This is a genomic window from Pseudoflavonifractor intestinihominis (genome assembly GCF_040096055.1).
Classification (GTDB): domain Bacteria; phylum Bacillota; class Clostridia; order Oscillospirales; family Oscillospiraceae; genus Pseudoflavonifractor; species Pseudoflavonifractor intestinihominis.
This window is the reverse complement of sequence record NZ_JBBMFK010000008.1, coordinates 106,870-124,637: the sequence shown is the minus strand read 5'-3', so window position 1 is coordinate 124,637 and position 17,768 is coordinate 106,870. Positions and strand designations below refer to the sequence as shown.

General features: G+C 62.6%; 17 protein-coding genes. 15 read left to right on the top strand and 2 right to left on the bottom strand.

Annotation, left to right across the window (positions count from 1 at the left end):
* Positions 1–310 precede the first annotated feature (310 nt).
* The 11 genes from WMO64_RS06685 (at position 311) to WMO64_RS06635 (ending at position 9,569) form a co-directional block, all read left to right on the top strand.
* On the top strand, positions 311–835 hold the full coding sequence (locus WMO64_RS06685; RefSeq protein WP_349231458.1) for a TetR/AcrR family transcriptional regulator: 525 nt from the start codon (positions 311–313) through the stop codon (positions 833–835).
* A gap of 33 nt (positions 836–868) precedes the next feature.
* Complete coding sequence (locus WMO64_RS06680; protein ID WP_349231457.1) at positions 869–1,795, top strand: hypothetical protein; 927 nt, start codon at positions 869–871, stop codon at positions 1,793–1,795.
* On the top strand, positions 1,792–2,640 hold the full coding sequence (locus WMO64_RS06675; RefSeq protein ID WP_349231456.1) for an SDR family oxidoreductase: 849 nt from the start codon (positions 1,792–1,794) through the stop codon (positions 2,638–2,640). Before WMO64_RS06680 ends, WMO64_RS06675 begins: the two co-directional genes overlap by 4 nt.
* A 14-nt stretch (positions 2,641–2,654) precedes the next feature.
* Positions 2,655–3,482 carry a DUF1295 domain-containing protein gene (locus tag WMO64_RS06670; protein WP_349231455.1) on the top strand — a complete coding sequence of 276 codons (828 nt, stop codon included), beginning with the start codon at positions 2,655–2,657 and terminating at the stop codon, positions 3,480–3,482.
* A gap of 31 nt (positions 3,483–3,513) precedes the next feature.
* Entirely contained in the window at positions 3,514–4,161 is a 648-nt protein-coding gene (locus tag WMO64_RS06665; protein ID WP_349231454.1) for a hypothetical protein, read from the top strand.
* Positions 4,162–4,183: 22 nt separating this feature from the next.
* On the top strand, positions 4,184–4,351 hold the full coding sequence (locus tag WMO64_RS06660) for a hypothetical protein (RefSeq protein ID WP_349231453.1): 168 nt from the start codon (positions 4,184–4,186) through the stop codon (positions 4,349–4,351).
* Between the two features lie 25 nt (positions 4,352–4,376).
* Positions 4,377–5,234: a response regulator transcription factor gene (locus WMO64_RS06655; RefSeq protein WP_349231452.1), complete on the top strand. Its 858-nt coding sequence runs from the start codon at positions 4,377–4,379 to the stop codon at positions 5,232–5,234.
* Positions 5,215–7,005 (top strand): sensor histidine kinase, encoded by a 1,791-nt coding sequence (locus tag WMO64_RS06650; protein ID WP_349231451.1) that lies wholly within the window; start codon positions 5,215–5,217, stop codon positions 7,003–7,005. Before WMO64_RS06655 ends, WMO64_RS06650 begins: the two co-directional genes overlap by 20 nt.
* Before the next feature lie 145 nt (positions 7,006–7,150).
* Positions 7,151–8,065 (top strand): carbohydrate ABC transporter permease, encoded by a 915-nt coding sequence (locus tag WMO64_RS06645; protein ID WP_294518084.1) that lies wholly within the window; start codon positions 7,151–7,153, stop codon positions 8,063–8,065.
* The gene (locus WMO64_RS06640) at positions 8,040–8,876 is read left to right on the top strand and encodes a carbohydrate ABC transporter permease (protein WP_349231450.1); all 837 of its coding nucleotides are present in this window, start codon (positions 8,040–8,042) and stop codon (positions 8,874–8,876) included. Before WMO64_RS06645 ends, WMO64_RS06640 begins: the two co-directional genes overlap by 26 nt.
* A gap of 33 nt (positions 8,877–8,909) precedes the next feature.
* The gene (locus tag WMO64_RS06635) at positions 8,910–9,569 is read left to right on the top strand and encodes a DUF624 domain-containing protein (RefSeq protein WP_294518079.1); all 660 of its coding nucleotides are present in this window, start codon (positions 8,910–8,912) and stop codon (positions 9,567–9,569) included.
* Between the two features lie 136 nt (positions 9,570–9,705).
* Here WMO64_RS06635 and WMO64_RS06630 read toward each other — a convergent pair whose 3' ends face one another.
* A complete protein-coding gene (locus WMO64_RS06630; protein ID WP_349231449.1) occupies positions 9,706–10,077 on the bottom strand; it encodes a polysaccharide deacetylase family protein in 372 nt (123 codons plus the stop codon).
* 47 nt (positions 10,078–10,124) lie between these two features.
* Between WMO64_RS06630 and WMO64_RS06625 the strand changes: the two genes are divergently transcribed.
* From WMO64_RS06625 to WMO64_RS06610, 4 genes are all read left to right on the top strand, one after another.
* Entirely contained in the window at positions 10,125–10,835 is a 711-nt protein-coding gene (locus WMO64_RS06625; RefSeq protein WP_294518075.1) for a LytR/AlgR family response regulator transcription factor, read from the top strand.
* Positions 10,832–12,106 (top strand): ATP-binding protein, encoded by a 1,275-nt coding sequence (locus WMO64_RS06620; RefSeq protein ID WP_294518073.1) that lies wholly within the window; start codon positions 10,832–10,834, stop codon positions 12,104–12,106. The genes WMO64_RS06625 and WMO64_RS06620 overlap by 4 nt, the downstream gene beginning before the upstream one ends.
* Positions 12,107–12,311: 205 nt before the next feature.
* Positions 12,312–15,221, top strand: coding sequence for a glycoside hydrolase family 3 N-terminal domain-containing protein (locus WMO64_RS06615; RefSeq protein WP_349231448.1), 2,910 nt, complete (start codon positions 12,312–12,314; stop codon positions 15,219–15,221).
* 305 nt (positions 15,222–15,526) lie between these two features.
* On the top strand, positions 15,527–16,330 hold the full coding sequence (locus WMO64_RS06610) for a MurR/RpiR family transcriptional regulator (RefSeq protein ID WP_294518070.1): 804 nt from the start codon (positions 15,527–15,529) through the stop codon (positions 16,328–16,330).
* Between the two features lie 71 nt (positions 16,331–16,401).
* On the opposite strand, the gene WMO64_RS06605 is transcribed toward WMO64_RS06610, so the two are convergent.
* Complete coding sequence (locus tag WMO64_RS06605) at positions 16,402–17,766, bottom strand: MATE family efflux transporter (RefSeq protein WP_294518068.1); 1,365 nt, start codon at positions 17,764–17,766, stop codon at positions 16,402–16,404.
* Between the last annotated feature and the right edge of the window lie 2 nt (positions 17,767–17,768).

Sequence of the window (17,768 nt, the reverse complement as noted above, 5' to 3'; positions counted from 1 at the left end):
CCGCGGAATAGAACACAGAGGAGCGCAGAGGGCGGCAGCCGCCCTCTGCGCTCCTTTTGCCGAAAAGAGGGTGACCGGCGGCGCTTCATCCGGATAAAATCTGTCTACAGGCCAAAAAGATAGGGGTTACTGGGCCGGAAAGAGAGATTTTTCCACTTTTGACTGTCAAAACGCACAAAAATAGCAAGCTAATAATTGTAAAAAACGTATAAATAATATGGCGAAATTTGGTATGATTTGAGATTGATAAAAGAATAACAATACAGTATACTTTGATTGTGAACGTGTTCATAAAAAACAGGAGGCGCCTATGCCAAAGATCATCGACGAAGCCCGGACCCGGATCCTCATCACGGCCCGGCGGAAGCTGTTTGCCGAGGGGTACAGCGGCCTGACGCTGCGCAGCGTGGCCCAGGAGTGCTCCATCGCGGTGGGGACCATCTACAACTACTTCAAGGACAAGGACACCCTGGTGGCCTCTGTGATGATGGAGGACTGGGTGGAGGTGCTCTCCCGGATGGACCAGGCCTGTGCCGGGGCGGCCACGGCGGCAGACGGCCTTGTGGGCATCCAGCAGGCCATCAAGGACTTCGGGTCCCTGTACGCGGCGGTCTGGGACCAGTTCTCTCAGACCAGCGGCTCCTCCGGGGCCATCAACAGCCGGCACCATATGCTGCGGGAGCAGATCGCCCAGCGGATTCTGGGCATGATGGAGCGGCTGGACATGGAGGACACGGCGCTGGCCCCGGTGCTGGCGGAGACCGTGTTGGCGGCGGCGTTACAGCCGGACATCGGCCAGGAGGAGATCCGCATCCTGGCCGGCCGGCTGCGGTAAGAACAGGAATCAGAGAAAAGGGAGCGAGGAATCATGAGCAGTTTTAAGGATCTCCGCATTGTGGACAATTTTTACCAGACCTCCGCGTTTTTCCCCATGCCGACCGTGATGATCGGCACCCTGACAGACGACGGCAAGACCACCTTCGGCCCCTACTCGCTCTGCCAGCCCTACTACATCGCGGGCAAGGAGTTCTACGCCATGCTGCTGTGCTGCCGCAACTCCTCCAACACGGCCCAGAACATCCTCAAGCACAAGAAGTGCACCATCAACTTCATCCCGGACAGCCGGAAGCTGTTCAAGGAGGCGGTACGGATGGGCTTCCCCGGGGACACGCCGGAGGAGAAGATGAAGAACTGCATCTTCACCCTGGAGGACGGCCTGCGCAAGGAGGCCGACCCGGAGGGGCAGTACCCCCAGGTCATCGCCGAGTGCTTCCAGGTGTTTGAGTGCACCTGGGTGGACACCCTGGACAATGCCCAGGACGACCAGCCCGGCCTGCTCAACGGATACCCCGGGCCCTACCACGACTTCAACGGCATCACCTCCGAGTTCGGCGCCCACTTCATCCTGAAGGTGGACAAGATCCTCATGAAGGAGAAGCAGTACAACGCCATTGTCAACGGCGTCACCGCCAGCGGCTTCCCCCGTGTGCCGGTGGACTACGGCTACCGGGACTCCAAGAACTTCTGGTACACCAAGTTCCGCCGTCCCATCCCCGAGCTGCTGCCCGTGCGCCAGACCACCGTGGAGTCGGTAAAGTACGCTGCCGACCGCATCGACGACAAGATCAAGTTCACCGACGAGGCCTGCGCCAAGCTGGTGAAGGTGCCCCGCATCTTCCTGCCCACCGCCCTCAAGGGCTGCGTGGCCTGGGCCAGGGAGCACAACGTGACCCTCATCACCGCCGAGCACATGGACATCATCAACGACAAGCGTGCAAAGGAGAAGAACAGATGAAAGTAGTACTTGCCGGCGCATTCGGAAACCTGGGCACCGATATTCTGCGGGCCCTGGTCCGCGGGGGCTATGAGGTGGTGGCCGCCGACCTGAAGGTCAAGGACGTGGAGGGCCTCTCCGGGGGGTACACCGCCCGGTCCATCGACGTGACCAAGCCCGAGACCATGAAGGGCCTGTGCGACGGGGCGGACATCGTCATCACCACCGTGGGCCTCACCGGGGCCTCCGCCACCATCACCAACTACGACATCGACTACCAGGGCAACCTGAACCTGCTGCACGAGGCCCAGAAGGCGGGGGTGAAGGGCTTCACCTACATCTCGGTCATCCAGGCCGACAGCGACCCCAAGGTGCCCATGCTCCACGCCAAGGCCATGTTCGAGGAGGAGCTGAAGAAGAGCGGCATCCCCTATGTGATCCACCGGCCCACCGGCTACTTCTACGACATCGCCAAGGTGTTCATGCCCATGATCGAGAAGGGCGAGGTGACCCTGCTGGGCAAGCAGGACGCCCACGCCAACGTGATCGACACCGCGGATTTTGCCGACTTCATCCTGCTGCACATGCTGGACCACAACAAGGCCTACGACGTGGGCGGAAACGAGACCTACTCCTATGAGGAGATCGCCCGCATGTTCTTTGCCGCGGCGGGCAAGCCGGCGGTCATCAAGCGGGCGCCGGTGTTCCTGTTCGACGTGCTGGCCTGGGTGAACAAGCGGAAGAAGAACGGCAAGGAGGCCATCATCCGCTTCTCCAAGTGGACCCTGACCCACGAGCTGGTGGGCAAGGATACATACGGCAAGAAGAGCTTCAAGGCCTATATTAAGAGCTGCTACGCCAAGTAACGGAGGGACGTGCAATGGAGCTTTCTGAAATGCTGAAGCTGGCCTTCCCGGCCACCATCTGGGTGGTGCTGGCGGTGTGCGCCCTGCTGAGCGCAGTGGGGTTCTACAAGTTCGTGTACTTCCTCTCGGTGGGGTACGGCTTTGCCGTGTGCGGCGCGGGCGTGGCCATCCTGGTGATGTACGGCGGGTCCCTGACGGTGTGGAGCATCCTGCTGTGCGCCCTGCTGATGGTGTACGGCGTGCGCCTGGGGGGCTTCCTGCTGTGGCGGGAGATCAAGAGCGCCACCTACCGCAAGACCCTGAAGGAGGCCACCGGCGGGGACAAGCCCATCCCGGTGTTCGTCAAGGCGGCCATCTGGGTGTGTGTGGCCATTATGTACGTCATGCAGGTCTCCCCGGTGTTCTACCGGGCGGCCAACGGCGACCAGGGCGGCGTGATGGCCCCTGTGGGCGCGGTGATCATGGCCCTGGCCCTGGTGCTGGAGAGCGTGGCCGACAAGCAGAAGTCGGCCGCCAAGGCCAAAAATCCCCGCCGCTTCTGCGACGCCGGGCTCTACCGGCTGGTGCGCTGCCCCAACTACCTGGGCGAGGTGCTGTTTTGGACCGGCGTGCTCCTGTCGGGCATCGGCGCCCTTCAGGGCGCGATCCAGTGGATCATCGCCGTCATCGGCTATATCCTTATCGTGTACGTCATGTTCAGCGGCGCCAAGCGGCTGGAGCTGCGGCAGAACAAGAACTACGGCGCCGACCCGGAGTACCGGGCCTATGTGGAGCACACCCCCATCCTGCTGCCCTTTATCCCCCTGTACCACCTGGAAAACGTGAAGTTCATCGTGGCCTGAGCCGCCCATCCACAGGAAGAAGGGAATCAGTATGAACGGAATTACCGTCCCCATGGCGATCGTGGACTTTATCCCCGTGGTGCTGTTCTTTGCCGCCGCGGTGCTCCTCCAGCGGGATCTGTACAACAAGATGGTGAAGGGGGCCTACGCCCTGCTGGCCACCGGCTCCGTCATGGTGCTCATCGGCGGACTGTTCAAGGCGGGCTGGAAGATCCTCTACGCCCTGGCCGTCTGCGACTACCCTTTGCTGGAGAACAGCTTCTTCCCCATGCAGGGCCCCGGGTTCCTGCTGGTGTTCCTGTCCCTGGTGGGCATGTTCACCCGCTGGAACAGGGGCAGGACGGCGGTCATGAGCGTGGCCGCCGTGCCGGTGTACACCAGCTCCATCCCCTTTGTCATCATGAAGACCGTGGGCTGCGCCGGGGCCCAGTGGTCCCTGTTCGCCCTGTCCCTGAAGATGAGGCAGCGGCTGGCGGCGGTCATGTACGTGGTCTCTTTCTGGTTCATGCTGGGCATGGGCTACCTGAGCGCCACCTTTGACGACAGCTCCAGCATGCACTGGATGGCCCAGTGCGTGAACATCGTGTCCCAGGGCACCTTCCTGTGGGGCACCGTGCTGCTGCACAGGGCCGGGCTGGCCGACTGGCAGTTTGAGGACAGAAAGAGCGCCGTCCGCTGAGCAAAGCGGCGCGGAAAAACAAGTGCAGGGCCTGTACCAGCAGGTGACGGGACAGATCCTCTGGGCGGACCGGGGATTCGGCCACGAGAAGGGGGAGGCCTTCAACCGGGCTGCCCTGGCCATCCTCAACGGGGACCCCGCCGACCAGCAGGCGGAGATCCTGGCGGAACAGATCAGAAGCGGGTCGTAGACAGAGAAAAGGGAGGACGGACACTGTGGCGGAAGAACTGGTAACACTGCTGATCTCTGACGATGAGCCGGCCATTCGGAACGGCCTGGCCTCTTTGCCCTGGGCGGAGCACGGGATCACCCTGCTGGGTACGGCCCGCAACGGCATTGAGACGCTGCGCCTTGCGGAGGAGAACAAGGTGGATATTTTCCTCATGGACATCCGGATGCCCGGTATGTCGGGCATGGAGGTGGGCGAGGCGGTGCTGCAGCGCAACCCCCAGGCCCGGGTCATCTTCCTCAGCGGCTACGGGGAGTTTGAGTACGCCCGCCGGGCCCTGGCCATGCAGGCCTACGACTACCTGCTCAAGCCGTCCAGCCCCAGCGAGATCCTGAAGTGCGTGGAGCGGGCCCGGGACCAGGTGCTCCGTCAGCGGGAGAGGGAGCGGGCCAGCCAGACCATGACCCAGGACCTGAAGAACATGTCGGTGCTGGTGGCGGCCAGCCAGCTGGTGGACCAGGCGGAGGAGGAGCCGGGGGAGCAGGACATCGTGCGGATCGTGGAGTACATCTCCCAGCACTACCAGGAGCCCCTGCCCCTGGCCGCCCTGGCGGAGCACTTTCACTTCAACGCGGTGTACCTGAGCCGGTACATCAAGAACCACTCCGAGTACACCTTTACGGAGATCCTCACCCAGATCCGCATGTACCGGGCGGCCCAGCTGCTCAAGACCACCACCCTGAAGAACGGGGAGATCCGCGAGCGGATCGGCATGAGCGATGAGCGGTACTGGGGACAGGTATTCAAAAAATTGTATGGGGTAACGCCAAATGAGTACAGACGGCAAAAGCGCGCCCTCGGGCAGAACCCGGTGGCTGCGATCCTTGGAAAAGAGCCTGACTGACAGGGCGGGCAAGGCGGAGAGACGGCTCCACCACAGCTTCCGCCTGAAAATCACGCTGTCCTTTATTATTCTGCTGCTGGTGTTCATGTTCGCCATCGCCATTGAGATGTACTGCTACACCAGGCAGGCCATGGTGGAGAAGACCCGGACCTACATGCGCAGCGCGGCAGAGGCGTGCAGCGTGAACATCGACAGCTCCATCCGGGAGATCGAGGATGTGACCCTGAGCATCATCGGCAACGCCACCATCCAGGCGGCGCTGGACAGCAGCGCGCGGGACGATCTGACCTACTACGAACAGTATCAGCTCACCCAGAGCATCCAGGACTACCTGAGCAGCTACGCGCTGCTGCGGCTGGAGGTGCAGTCCCTGTGCATCCAGTCCACCAGCGGGGAGGTCTACTCCTACAGCAAGAACCGCCAGCCCTTCCAGGAGATGCTGGAGGCCCATGAGGAGGAGCTCTACCAGCTGGACGGAAAGGTGAAGTGGTTCATCTCCAACCCGGAGGGGACCATGCTCTCCTGTGCCAGGGCCATCAACTCCCTGTCCGACCTGTCCACCATCGGGATCGTGACGGTGAACATTGCGGAGTCCTACATCCGCTCCTTTTACAGTGAGATGACCCTCCCCGCCGCGGGAGAGGTGTACATCATTGACGGGGACAACACCATCATCTCCTCCTACAACGGGGAGAATCTGGGCAGCACCATCGACGAGGCGTTCTGGGAGGTGCTGGACGGCGGCGGGGACACCTACACCGAGCTGGACAACGGGGATACGGTGTACGCCAGCGACTGGATGACCAACCGCTGGCGGCTGGTCATGACCATTCCCGCGTCCTACTATATGTCCGGCGTGGCCAGGATCGGGGTCATCATCTTTCTCTCCGCCATCATCATGGCGGTGATCGCCGCGGCCCTCGTGTCCATGATGGCCAAGCACCTGACCAGGCCCATCAACGAGCTGGCCTGCGCCATGACCGATTTCGGCAACGGCGATTTTAACGTCAGGAGCACGGTGAACTCCTCCGATGAGATCGGCATCCTCAGCGACACCTTCAACCGCATGGTGGAGGACATGAACAACCTGTGCGACCGGGTGTACGAGCAGCAGATCCTCCGGCAGGACGCGGAACTCAAGACCTTACAGATGCAGATCAACCCCCACTTCCTGTACAACACCCTGGACACCATCAACTGGATGTCCCGGGCCAAGGGGGTGGACGACGTGGGCGAGATGGCCTACGCCCTGGGCTGTCTGCTGCGCCACTCCCTGTCCCGGGGGGATTTCACCACCCTGGAGCACGAGCTCAACGCCCTGGAGTACTATCTCAAGATCCAGAACTACCGGTACAGCGACAAGCTGACCGCGGTCATCGACATCGACCCCTCGTTTTACAACATCGACATCCCCAAGCTGCTCATCCAGCCCATTGTGGAGAATGCCATCGTCCACGGCATCGAGGAGAAGCTGGACAGCGGCACGGTGCGGATCTGGGCGGAGATGGACGGCACCCGGGACGTGCTCATCCGGGTGGAGGACGACGGCGTGGGCATGTCCCCCGAGACCCTCCAGCGGATTCTCCGGAACACCCAGGACACCGGCTACCGGGGGCGGCCCCACATCGGCGTGGCCAATGTGGACAAGCGCATCCGCATGTACTACGGGGAGGGGTACGGCCTGGAGATCCAGAGCGAACTGGGGAAGGGTACCCGGGTCACCCTGCGCATCAAGGCCCCGCGGGAGCCGCCCGACGCGGAGCCCATGTAGTTTTTTGCCCCCGGCAGGGGGAGGTTAAATTTCTCAACACTTTGGATAAACCGGGCTGTATTCGTCCAAAGGCCTTCTTGGTATGATAGTGGTGCGGGTGGGAAGCCGCTTACCGCCTGCGAAGAAAAACGAGAAGGTGAGAGAGATGCATAAGCTGTACAGCAATAAGCTCGTGATATTCAGCTTGGTGCTGCCAGGGCTGCTGACATTCTTCGTGGCCATCCTGGCGCCTATCCTGCTGAGTATTTACTACAGCCTGACAGAGTACTCCGGATTGGGCGAGGCGGTGTTTATCGGGCTGAAGAACTACGTTGACCTCTTCCAGGACCCGGTGTTCTGGCGTGCCCTGCTCAACTCCCTCCTGCTGGCGGTGGGATTTGTGTGCATCCAGCACCCCATTGCCATTTTCGTGGCCCTGAAGCTGGACAAACTCCAGCGGCGGAGCGAGGGCATCCTGCGCTGCATCTATTTTATCCCCAACGTGATTTCCGTGGCGGTCATCGCCTACCTGTGGAAGTTCATCTACAACCCCAACTTCGGCCTGCTGCAGAAGATTCTGGAGTTTTTCGGCTACCAGGGCAAGTTCAACGCCCTGGGCTCCGGCTCCGCCATCTGGGCGGTGCTGGTGGTGCTGATCTGGCACGGCTTCGGCTGGGGCATGCTGATCTACTACACGGGCATCAAGAACATCGACCCGGTGGTCTATGAGGCGGCCGCCATTGACGGCGCCAGCGGCAAGAACACGTTCTTCTACATCACCCTGCCGCTGATGAAGCCGGTCATCAAGTACAACGTGACGCTGGCCATCATCAGCGCCCTCAAGCAGATGGAGACGGTCTACCTGCTGACCAACGGCGGCCCGGGCAATGAGACCCAGTTCATGGCCACCTATCTCTACAAGCAGGCCTTCAACTCCTACAAGTACGGCTATGGCAACGCCATCAGCGTTGTATTCATTGTCATCTGCCTGGCGGCCACAGTGCTGCTCAACCGGGCCTTTGCCGAGCGGGACGAGAAGAAGGGGGGGAAGCGCCATGCGAAAGCAGCGCTGGAGCATTAGTCGCGTCATCGGCGCCATAGCGCTGATCCTCCTGGCGGTCATCCAGCTCTTCCCCCTGATCTGGCTGGTGGACTTCTCTCTGTGCAAGAGCGACCAGCTCTTTACCAGCGGCATCCTGGTCTGGCCGGAGGAGTTCCAGTGGGGCAACTACGTCACCGCCCTCACCGAGAGCAACTTCCTCCACTATCTCTTCAACAGCATCCTGGCCAACGCCCTGGCGGTCATTCTGGTCATCATCATCGCCATCATGGCCTCCTTCGCCTGCACCCGCATGCACTGGAAGCTGCGGGGGCCCACGTCCATCCTGCTCATGATGGGCCTGATGATCCCCATCCACGCCACGCTGCTGCCCAACTACATGATCTTTGACCGGGTGGGCATCCTGGACACGCTGTTTGCCCTGCTCATCCCCTATGTGGCCTTCTCCCTGCCCCAGGGCTTCTTCCTCACCTCCAGCTACATGGACTCGGTGCCCAGAGAACTGGAGGAGGCGGCCATCATGGACGGCTGCGGCATCTACCGCACCCTGCTGGTGATCGTGCTGCCCATGATGAAGGCGTCCATCGCCACGGTGGCCATCATGACCTACCTGAACAACTGGAACGAGTTCATCATGGCCATGACCTTCCTCAGCAGCCCCACCTGGAAGACCCTGCCCTTTGCCATCCTGGAGTTTACCGGACAGTATTCCTCCGACTACGCCATCCAGTTCGCGGTCATGACCTTGTCCGCCCTGCCCGCCATCATCATCTACATCTGCCTGAACAAGCACATCACCAAGGGCGTGGCCATGGGCGCGGTGAAGGGCTGACTCCGGCACACGGGAGAAAGGAACCCTGCGGATATGAAAGGATTTTTCCGGTATGACGGGCCGTTTTTCAGCACCATGAGCCGGGTGTTCGACCTGGTGGTCCTCAACTGGCTCTGGCTGCTGCTGAGCCTGCCCATCGTCACCATCGGCGCGTCCACCACGGCCCTGTACACGGTCACCCTGCGCATGGCCCGGGACGAGGACAGCCACAACATCAGGAGCTTTTTTCAGGCCTTTGCCGGCAACTTCAAGCGCGCCACCCTGCTGTGGGTGCTGTACGCCCTGGTGGGCGGCTGGCTGCTGGCGGGCGCCTATGCCATGAGCCACGGGGCGGTCCCTGTTCTCAAGGGGCTGGCCATCGTGGAGGCCGGACTGTTCCTCATCCTGCTGTTGGGCCTGCTCTACCTGTTCCCCCTCCAGGCCCGGTTTATCAACTCGGTGCGGGGGACCATTGCGGCGGCCCAGACCCTGGCCCTGCGCCACCTGCCCGCATCCCTGCTTATGGTGGCCATCGTGGCCGCACAGGTGCTGCTGGCCGCCTACGCCGCCCCTCTGCGGGGCTGGCTGGTGCTGTTTTGGGTGATGCTGGGGGCGTCCGGTACGGCGTTCCTCTGCTCCAAGGTGCTGGAGTCCGTGTTCCGGAAGGAACTGGGGCAGAAGGAGCGCGATCCGGTTCCGGCTGTCCGGAATTGACGCCCGGCGCTGCCGGACAAATAAATATGACATCCAGTCCTGTATGATTGGGAGAGCACGACGCGGGGCGGTCCATTGGGCCGCCCCGCGTCGTAATTCTGTCCGCCTCCGGCAGAGCCGCGTGTTCCGGCGGGGCTCAGGCGGGACACTGCCTGCCTGTGTGGTCGATGGTGTAGTCCGTGCCGCAGGTGCCGGGGAGGATGAGCTGGGAGATGGGCACAAAGGTGTAGCCCTCCTGGAGCAGGGTCTCCAGAATGGTGGGCAGGGCCTCGGGGGTGTGGAGGGCGGCGTTGTGGAAGAGCACGATGGACCCGGGCTGTACCTTGCTGGTGACCCGCTGGACGATCTCCGAAGCGGGCAGGTCCTTCCAGTCCAGACTGTCACGGTCCCAAACAGCTTCAAGCCCCTGGGGCCCGCCGCCTCTGGGGCCCAAAGGCGGCGGGCTGGGAAAGCGGACCGAGAAGAGAATGGTGGAAAAAAGATACCGGGTATGGTAAGATATCTCCAAAAAATTGGTTCTGTTCCCTGTGAGCGGGGCAGAGCGGGAGGGATATCATGGTACGCATCGCCATCGCGGAGGACGACCCCGCCTACCGGGCCACGCTGGAGGAGTATCTGGAGCGGTACCGGAGGGAAAACGGCCTGGAGGCAGAGGTGACCGCCTTTTCCGACGGGCTGGCCCTGACCGAAGGCTACCGCCCGGTGTACGACCTGCTGCTGCTGGACATCGAGATGCCCAACCTGGACGGCATGTCGGCGGCGGAGAAGATCCGCGCCGCCGACCCGGAGGTGGTCATCATCTTCATCACCAATATGGCCCAGTACGCCATCAAGGGGTATCAGGTGGACGCCCTGGACTACGTACTCAAGCCGGTGAGCTACGCGGCCTTTGCCTTCAAGATGAAGAAGGCCCTGGCCATGATCCGCCGCCGGGAGGGAGCGGACGTGGTGATCCACATGGCGGGGGGCCTGCGGCGGATGAATGCCGACGAGATCCGGTATGTGGAGGTGGTGTCCCACAAGCTCTACCTCCACACCGGGGACGGCGTGCTGTCCGTGCCCGGCACCCTGCGGGATATGGAGGTCCAGCTGGAGGGACGGCACTTTGTCCGCTGCAACAAGTGCTACCTGGTCAACCTGCGCCACGTCCGGGAGGTGCGGCAGAACACGGTGGACGTGGGCGGGGAACAGCTGCTCATCAGCCGCCCCAGGAAAAAGGAGTTTCTCCAGGCCCTGACCGACTATCTGGGAGGTGGGGGCATATGATCGCGCTCTCCGCGCTGTGGGACTGGGCGGTAAACTACCTGGGCTTCGCTCTGGAGCTGTCGCTGGCCTGCGTGCTGTACATGCTTCCGCTCAACAAGCGGCCCGGCTTTTCCCTCCGCCTGGCGGCGGGCATCCTGCTGATGCTGGCCTTTGCCGGGCTGATCCCCCGCTCCCTGCTGCGCTATCTGCTGGAGTTCGCCGCCGCTGCCGTGCTGGTGTGGGGCTGCTGCGACCTGTCCTTCTGGGACGCCCTGTACTGCGCTGTGTGCGGCTATGCCACCCAGCACTTCGCCTTCTGCTGCCACACCTGGCTCAACCGCACGGTGGGCGGACTGGCCCGGTGGTACTATCCCGCCAAGCTGGCCACCTTCCTGGCGGTGTACCTGGCGTTCTTCTTCCTGATCGCCCGGCGGCTGCCCGAGAAAGGGCGGTACAACGCCGGCGCCAGGCAGTCCCTGTTCTCCCTGCTGCTCATCCTCACCTGCACTATCCTGCTGAGCAACTATGTCACCTCACGCATCGTGGCGGGCACGGCGGCCGAGGACCTGTATATCTGCTTTCTCTACGCCATGCTCTGCTGCTTTGCGGCCCTGTGGCTCCAGGTGCTGCTCCAGCGGCAGTCCCGTCTCCAGCGGGAAATGGACCTGAAGGAACGGCTCTGGCACCAGCAGAAGGCCCAGTACCACATCACCAAGGAGAACATCGCCCTCATCAACCGGAAGTGCCACGACCTCAAGCACCAGATCGCCGCCCTGGCCCGTCCGGAGGCCGACGGAGCCCGGAGCGGCTACCTGAAGGAGCTGGAGGACTCCATCCAGATCTACGACTGCACGGTCAAGACGGGCAGCGAGGTGCTGGACACCGTGCTCACCGAGAAGAAGCTGTACTGTGAGGCCCACCAGATCAACATGACCTGTGTGGCCGACGGCAGCAAGCTGGGCTTTATGGACCCGGTGGACGTGTACGCCATGCTGGGCAACGCCATCGACAACGCCATCGAGGCGGTCAGCGGCCTGCCCGACCCGGAGCAGCGGCTCATCGCCGTGTCGGTGTGGACGGGCCGGGGGCTGCTCCTCCTCCAGTTCGAGAACTACTTTGACCACGCCCTGACCTTTGAGGACGGCCTGCCCGCCACCACCAAGGCCAGGGACGGGTATCACGGCTTCGGCATCCCCAGCATCCGCTCCACCGCCGAGAAGTACGGCGGCTGCATGACCCTCCACGCCGAGGACGGCCTCTTCGTCCTCCGGGTGTCCATCCCCCTGCCCTGAACCTGCGCCCCCTCCCCCTGCCGGGAGGGGGCTTTTTGCAGTTGGGGCAGAAAAAGCGACAGTTGGGGCCGGACCTCTGGACGTTCTGAAAAGAGCTGATATACTGTGCAATATCAGCTGTGTCCGGGCACAAAGTGAAAAAACATGAGGAGCGAGGAAAGCGCGCCCCGCCCCTGTGTTTCCCTTCAAGGAGGAATGGAATACAATGCAAAAGCGAAAGAAGTGGAGCAACAAGCTCTTTGCCGGACTGTGGGGCGCTGTGCTGGCCATTGTCCTTGTGGCGCTGATCATCGCCAACGCCGTGGCCCTCAACTACGCCACCATCATCACCACCTACTTCGGCCACACCACCAGCAAGGTGGAAAACGGCAACGACTCCGCCATCTACTACGAGAGCGACTATGCCTCCGACGAGGACCTGTACCAGGCCGGCCTGGAGATGTGCGAGACCGTGGAGGGCGAGGGCCTGGTACTGCTGAAGAACGAGGATGACGCCCTGCCCCTGGGCGAGGGGATGAAGGTCAGCCTCTTCTCCGAGTCCTCCGTGGACCTGATCTACGGCGGCACCGGCTCCGGCAGCGTGGACACCTCCACCGCCAAGGATCTGAAGACCGTCTTTGAGGACGTGGGCTATGAGGTCAACGGCACCCTGTGGGACTTCTACAAGGGCAACCACGAGACCTACTCCCGCTCCAACCCCAGCATTTTTGCCAGCCAGAACAACTTCGCCATCAACGAGTGCCCCGTCAGCGAGTATACCCAGGAGGTGAAGGACTCCTTCGCCCAGTACAGCGACGCGGCCATCGTGGTCATCGCCCGCTCCGGCGGTGAGGGCGACGATCTGTCCCGCCAGCTGGACGAGAGCGAGGGCGGCGGCACCTATCTGGAGCTGACCACCCAGGAGAAGGAGATGCTGGAGATGGTGGCCGGCGCCGGATTCGGCAAGATCGTGGTGCTCATCAACTCCTGCAACGCCATGGAGCTGGGCTTCCTGGACCAGGCCGAGTACGGCATTGACGCCTGCATCTGGATGGGCGCCGCCGGCCAGAACGGCCTGAGCGCCGTGGCCGCCGCCGTCAAGGGCGACATCAACCCCTCCGGCCACCTGGTGGACACCTACGCCTACGACTCCCTAAGCTCCCCCGCCATGCAGAACTTCGGCGGCCTGGAGTACACCAACGGCTCCGAGCTGGACAACCTGTCCGAGAGCTACTTCGGCGTCATGACCCAGTACACCGGCAAGAACTACGTGGTGTACCAGGAGGGCATCTACGTGGGCTACCGGTACTACGAGACCCGGTATGAGGACGCCGTCATGGGCACCGGCAACGCCGGCGACTACGACTACGCCTCCACCGTCCAGTTCCCCTTCGGCTACGGCATGAGCTACACCACCTTTGAGCACAGCAACTTCACCTTCACCCCCAACGGCGACACCTTTACCGTCACCGTGGATGTGACCAACACCGGCTCTGTGGCCGGCAAGGACGTGGTCCAGATCTACTTCCAGTCCCCCTACACCGACTACGACAAGGCCAACGGCATTGAGAAGGCCTCCGTGGAGCTGTGCGGCTTTGCCAAGACCGGCGAGCTGGCCCCCGGCGAGACCGAGACCGTCACCGTTGAGGTGGACAAGGAGGAGCTGCGCACCTACGACGCCGACGGCGCCAAGACCTATATCCTGGACACCGGCGACTACTACTTCGCCGAGGGCGACAACGCCCACGAGGCCCTGAACAACATCCTGGCCGCCAAGGGCTACACCACTGCCGACGGCATGACCGCCAACGGCGACGCCGACAAGGCCGCCAAGTGGACCCAGAGCACCCTGGACACCACCACCTACTCCGTCAGCGACACCGGCGTGGCCATCACCAACCAGTTTGACAGCGCCGACATCCAGCACTACTACCCCGACATCACCTACCTGACCCGCAGCGACTGGGAGGGCACCTTCCCCCAGACCCTGGAGCTCACCGCCACCGAGGAGCTGAAGGCCGATCTGGCCGCCGGTCCCGACACCAGCGAGGAGGGCTACACCATGCCCACCATGGGCGCGGACAACGGCCTCACCGCCGCCATGCTCATCGGCAAGGACCACGACGACCCCATGTGGGACGACCTGCTGGACCAGATGACCGCGGATGAGATGATCACCCTGGTGAGCCTGGGCGGCTACCGCACCACCCAGGTCAACTCCATCTCCTACCTGGGCACCACCGACCAGGACGGCCCTGCCGGCATCTCCGCCACTCTGGTGGGCGGCGGCACCAAGTGCATGGCCTACCCCGCCGAGGTGGTCATGGCCGCCACCTGGAACGTGTCCCTCATCAATGAGCTGGGCGTCCTCATCGGCGAGGACGGCCTCCACAGCGGCGTCACCGGCTGGTACGCCCCCGCCATGAACACCCACCGCACCCCCTACACCGGCCGCAACTTCGAGTACTTCTCCGAGGACGGCTTCCTGGCCGGCCAGATGGGTGCCGCCGAGGTTCAGGGCGTCCAGAGCAAGGGCATCTTCTGCTACATCAAGCACTTCGCCCTCAACGACCAGGAGACCAACCGCAAGGGCGTGGCCACCTTCTCCAACGAGCAGGCCATCCGCGAGATCTACCTGACCCCCTTTGAGAACTCCGTCCGCTCCGGCGGCGCCAAGGCGGTCATGACCTCCCACAACCGCATCGGCGCCACCTGGGCCGCCGGCTGCTCCGCCCTGAACAACAACGTGCTCCGGGACGAGTGGGGCTTCACCGGCCACATCGTCACCGACTACGTGGGCACCCCCGTCTACCAGTCCGCCCTCCAGGCCGTGCTGGCGGGCAACGACATGATGCTCTCCACCTCTGCCGCCAACGAGAACATCAGCCCCTACAAGAACAACGCCCATGTCATGACCGCCGTCCGTGAGGCCTGCCACAACATCCTCTACACCGGCGTCAACAGCGCCGCCATGAACGGCGTGGACGAGAACACCCGCATCGTCAGCGTCCTGCCTCTGTGGCAGACCTGGCTCATCGCCTTCGACTGCGTGGTGGCCGCCCTGATCCTGGTGGGCGTGGTGTGCATCGTCCGCCGCTGCCGCAAGAATACCGCCGCTCAGACCGGCAAGCAGTAATTTTTTCCCATTCCCGCCACCGCCCCCGCGCCCAACGGCGCGGGGGCGGTTTTTAAAAATGGGTATTGGGATGCAGACGTCTTTCAGTTCCCTCCTGCCTGCCCGGACGGGGCGGCGGGAAAACAGGGCAGAGCCTCAGTTGCAAACAGCGGCGGCAATTGGTATAATAAAACCAATATAGAACAGCGCGTTGAAAATATCTCCGGAAGCGAAAAAAACGCTGCCGGGCGGCGCTTCCGCACCGGAAAGAATACCGGCGCGGCGGGCGGAGACCGTCCGGTCAATGGGGATGGGGGAGCAAAACAGTGAACTTTTTGGAGCGGTTGGAGTACCATTCTTCCAGGCTGACCAACACGGAGCGGAAAATATCCGAGTATGTCCTGACCCACCAGTCGGAGACGGTCCGGGTGAATATTGCCGAGCTGGCCCAGCTGTGTGAGGCGTCCCGTTCGGCGGTGCTGCGGTTTACGCAGAAGCTGGGGTATTCCGGGTTCACAGAGTTCCGGTACGATTTCTCCCTGTTTGTCCATGCGGGCCTGGTGACCCACAGCGAGAGCCCCAACCGGGTCCAACTGGTGGCCTCCTACTACGAGACCACCATACGGAAGATCTCCGAGTGTATCAATGACAGCCAGCTGGGCGAGATCACCGAGCAGATCATCCGGGCCCGGCGGGTGAAGATTTTCGGCATGAACCGGAATGGATACAGCGCCCAGCAGCTGCGCCACCACTTCCACACCCTGAACTTTGACGCCGAGGCGGTCACCGAGGACGTGCTGGTGCGGGACCTGTCGGCCGCGGGCAGGAAGGGGGACGTGCACATCTACTTCTCGGTCAGCGGCGAGACGCCGGTGATCCGGGAGGCCATTCAGTCCTCCTTTCAGCAGGGTGTGACCACCGTGCTGATCACCATGCACCGGGACAGCCAGATGGCGCCCTACGCCACCTACCAGGTGGTGCTCCCCTCCACCCGGACCGTGACCACAGAGTATTTTCTGGACCAGCAGGCCATCAACTTTGTGTTTATTGAGATTTTGATCGTCTTTCTGGGCAACAGCCTGGCCCTGGCGGAGGAGAAGGCGCGCAGCGGCCAGAAGAGCGAGACGTGAATAAAGCCGTGGATGCAAAACACCCCTGAACACGCAAGTGTTCAGGGGTGTTTTTGTGTGTTGTATGGCGGTCACGCAGGGCTGGACAGGGGCGCGCTGAGCTTTTTGCGGTAGAAAGAGAAGAAGCAGGCGCCGCCGATGGCGGTGGAGACGATATCAGCCACCGGCTCGGCGGCCAGTACCGCCAGCACCTGATCGCCCTGAAAGAGCACGGGGAAGAGATAGATCAGGGGGATCAGGAGGATGACCTTGCGGAACACGGCGAAGAACAGGGAGCTTTTGGCGTTGCCCAGGGCGATGTAGGCCTGCTGGCAGGCGTTGAAGGCCCCGTAGCAGATCATGCCGAAGAAGTAGACCCGCAGCATGGTGGGGCCGGCGGCCAGGGTCTCCGGGTCGGCGGTGAACATCCGCAGGAACAGGGAGGGGAAGGCCAGCACGGCCACGGCGCACAGCAGCGTCCAGCCCCAGCAGGTGAGCAGCTCCAGACGGAAGGCGGAGCGCACCCGGTCCAGCTTGCCGGCGCCGTAGTTGTAGCCCAGGATGGGCTGGGCGCCGTCGGTAAAGCCGTGGGTCATCAGCTGGGCCATCTGCCAGACGCTGTTCATAATGGTCATCACGCTGACAGCCAGGTCCCCGCCGAACCGGTAGAGCTGGTTGTTGAAGGCGATGGACAGCAGGCTTTCGGTCAGCTTCATGATAAAGGGGGACACGCCCAGCAGCATGATCTGCCACAGAATGGACCAGTCGGGCCTCATCAGGGACCAGCGCAGCCGCAGGGTGCTGCCGCCCACCAGGAGAAAGCGCATGACCATCACGGCGGACACGCCCTGGGAGATGACGGTGGCCAGGGCGGCGCCCGCCACGTCCATATGCAGGCCGTAGATCATAATGGGGTCCAGCACCACGTTGAGCAGCGCACCGGTGGCCACGGTGAGCATGCCCATTTTGGCAAAGCCCTGGGTGTTGATATAGGCGTTCATGCCTACGGAGATCTGGACGAAGAAGGTGCCGCAGATGTAGATCCGCAGGTAGGAGAGGGCGTACTCCAGGGTGGTATCCCGGGCGCCGAAGGCGTAGAGCAGGGGCCGGCCGAAGGCCAGGCACACCGCCATGATCACCGCGCCCACAGCCATCAGGGCGCTGAAGCTGTTGGACATGATGTGCTCGCCCTTTTCCGTCTCGCCGCGGCCCAGGCAGATGGCGCACAGGGGGGCGCCGCCGTTGCCCAGCAGAGCGGTGAAGGCGGTGACGATCAGGGAGATGGGGGCGGTGATGCCGATGGCGGCCATCATGCTCCGGCTGTCCGGGAGCTGGCCGATGTAGATCCGGTCCACCATGTTGTAGATGACGGTCACGATCTGGGCCAGGATGGACGGGCCTGCCAGGGAGAAGAAGATGCTGCGGATGCTGCCGGTTCCCAGTTTGACAGTATCCATGG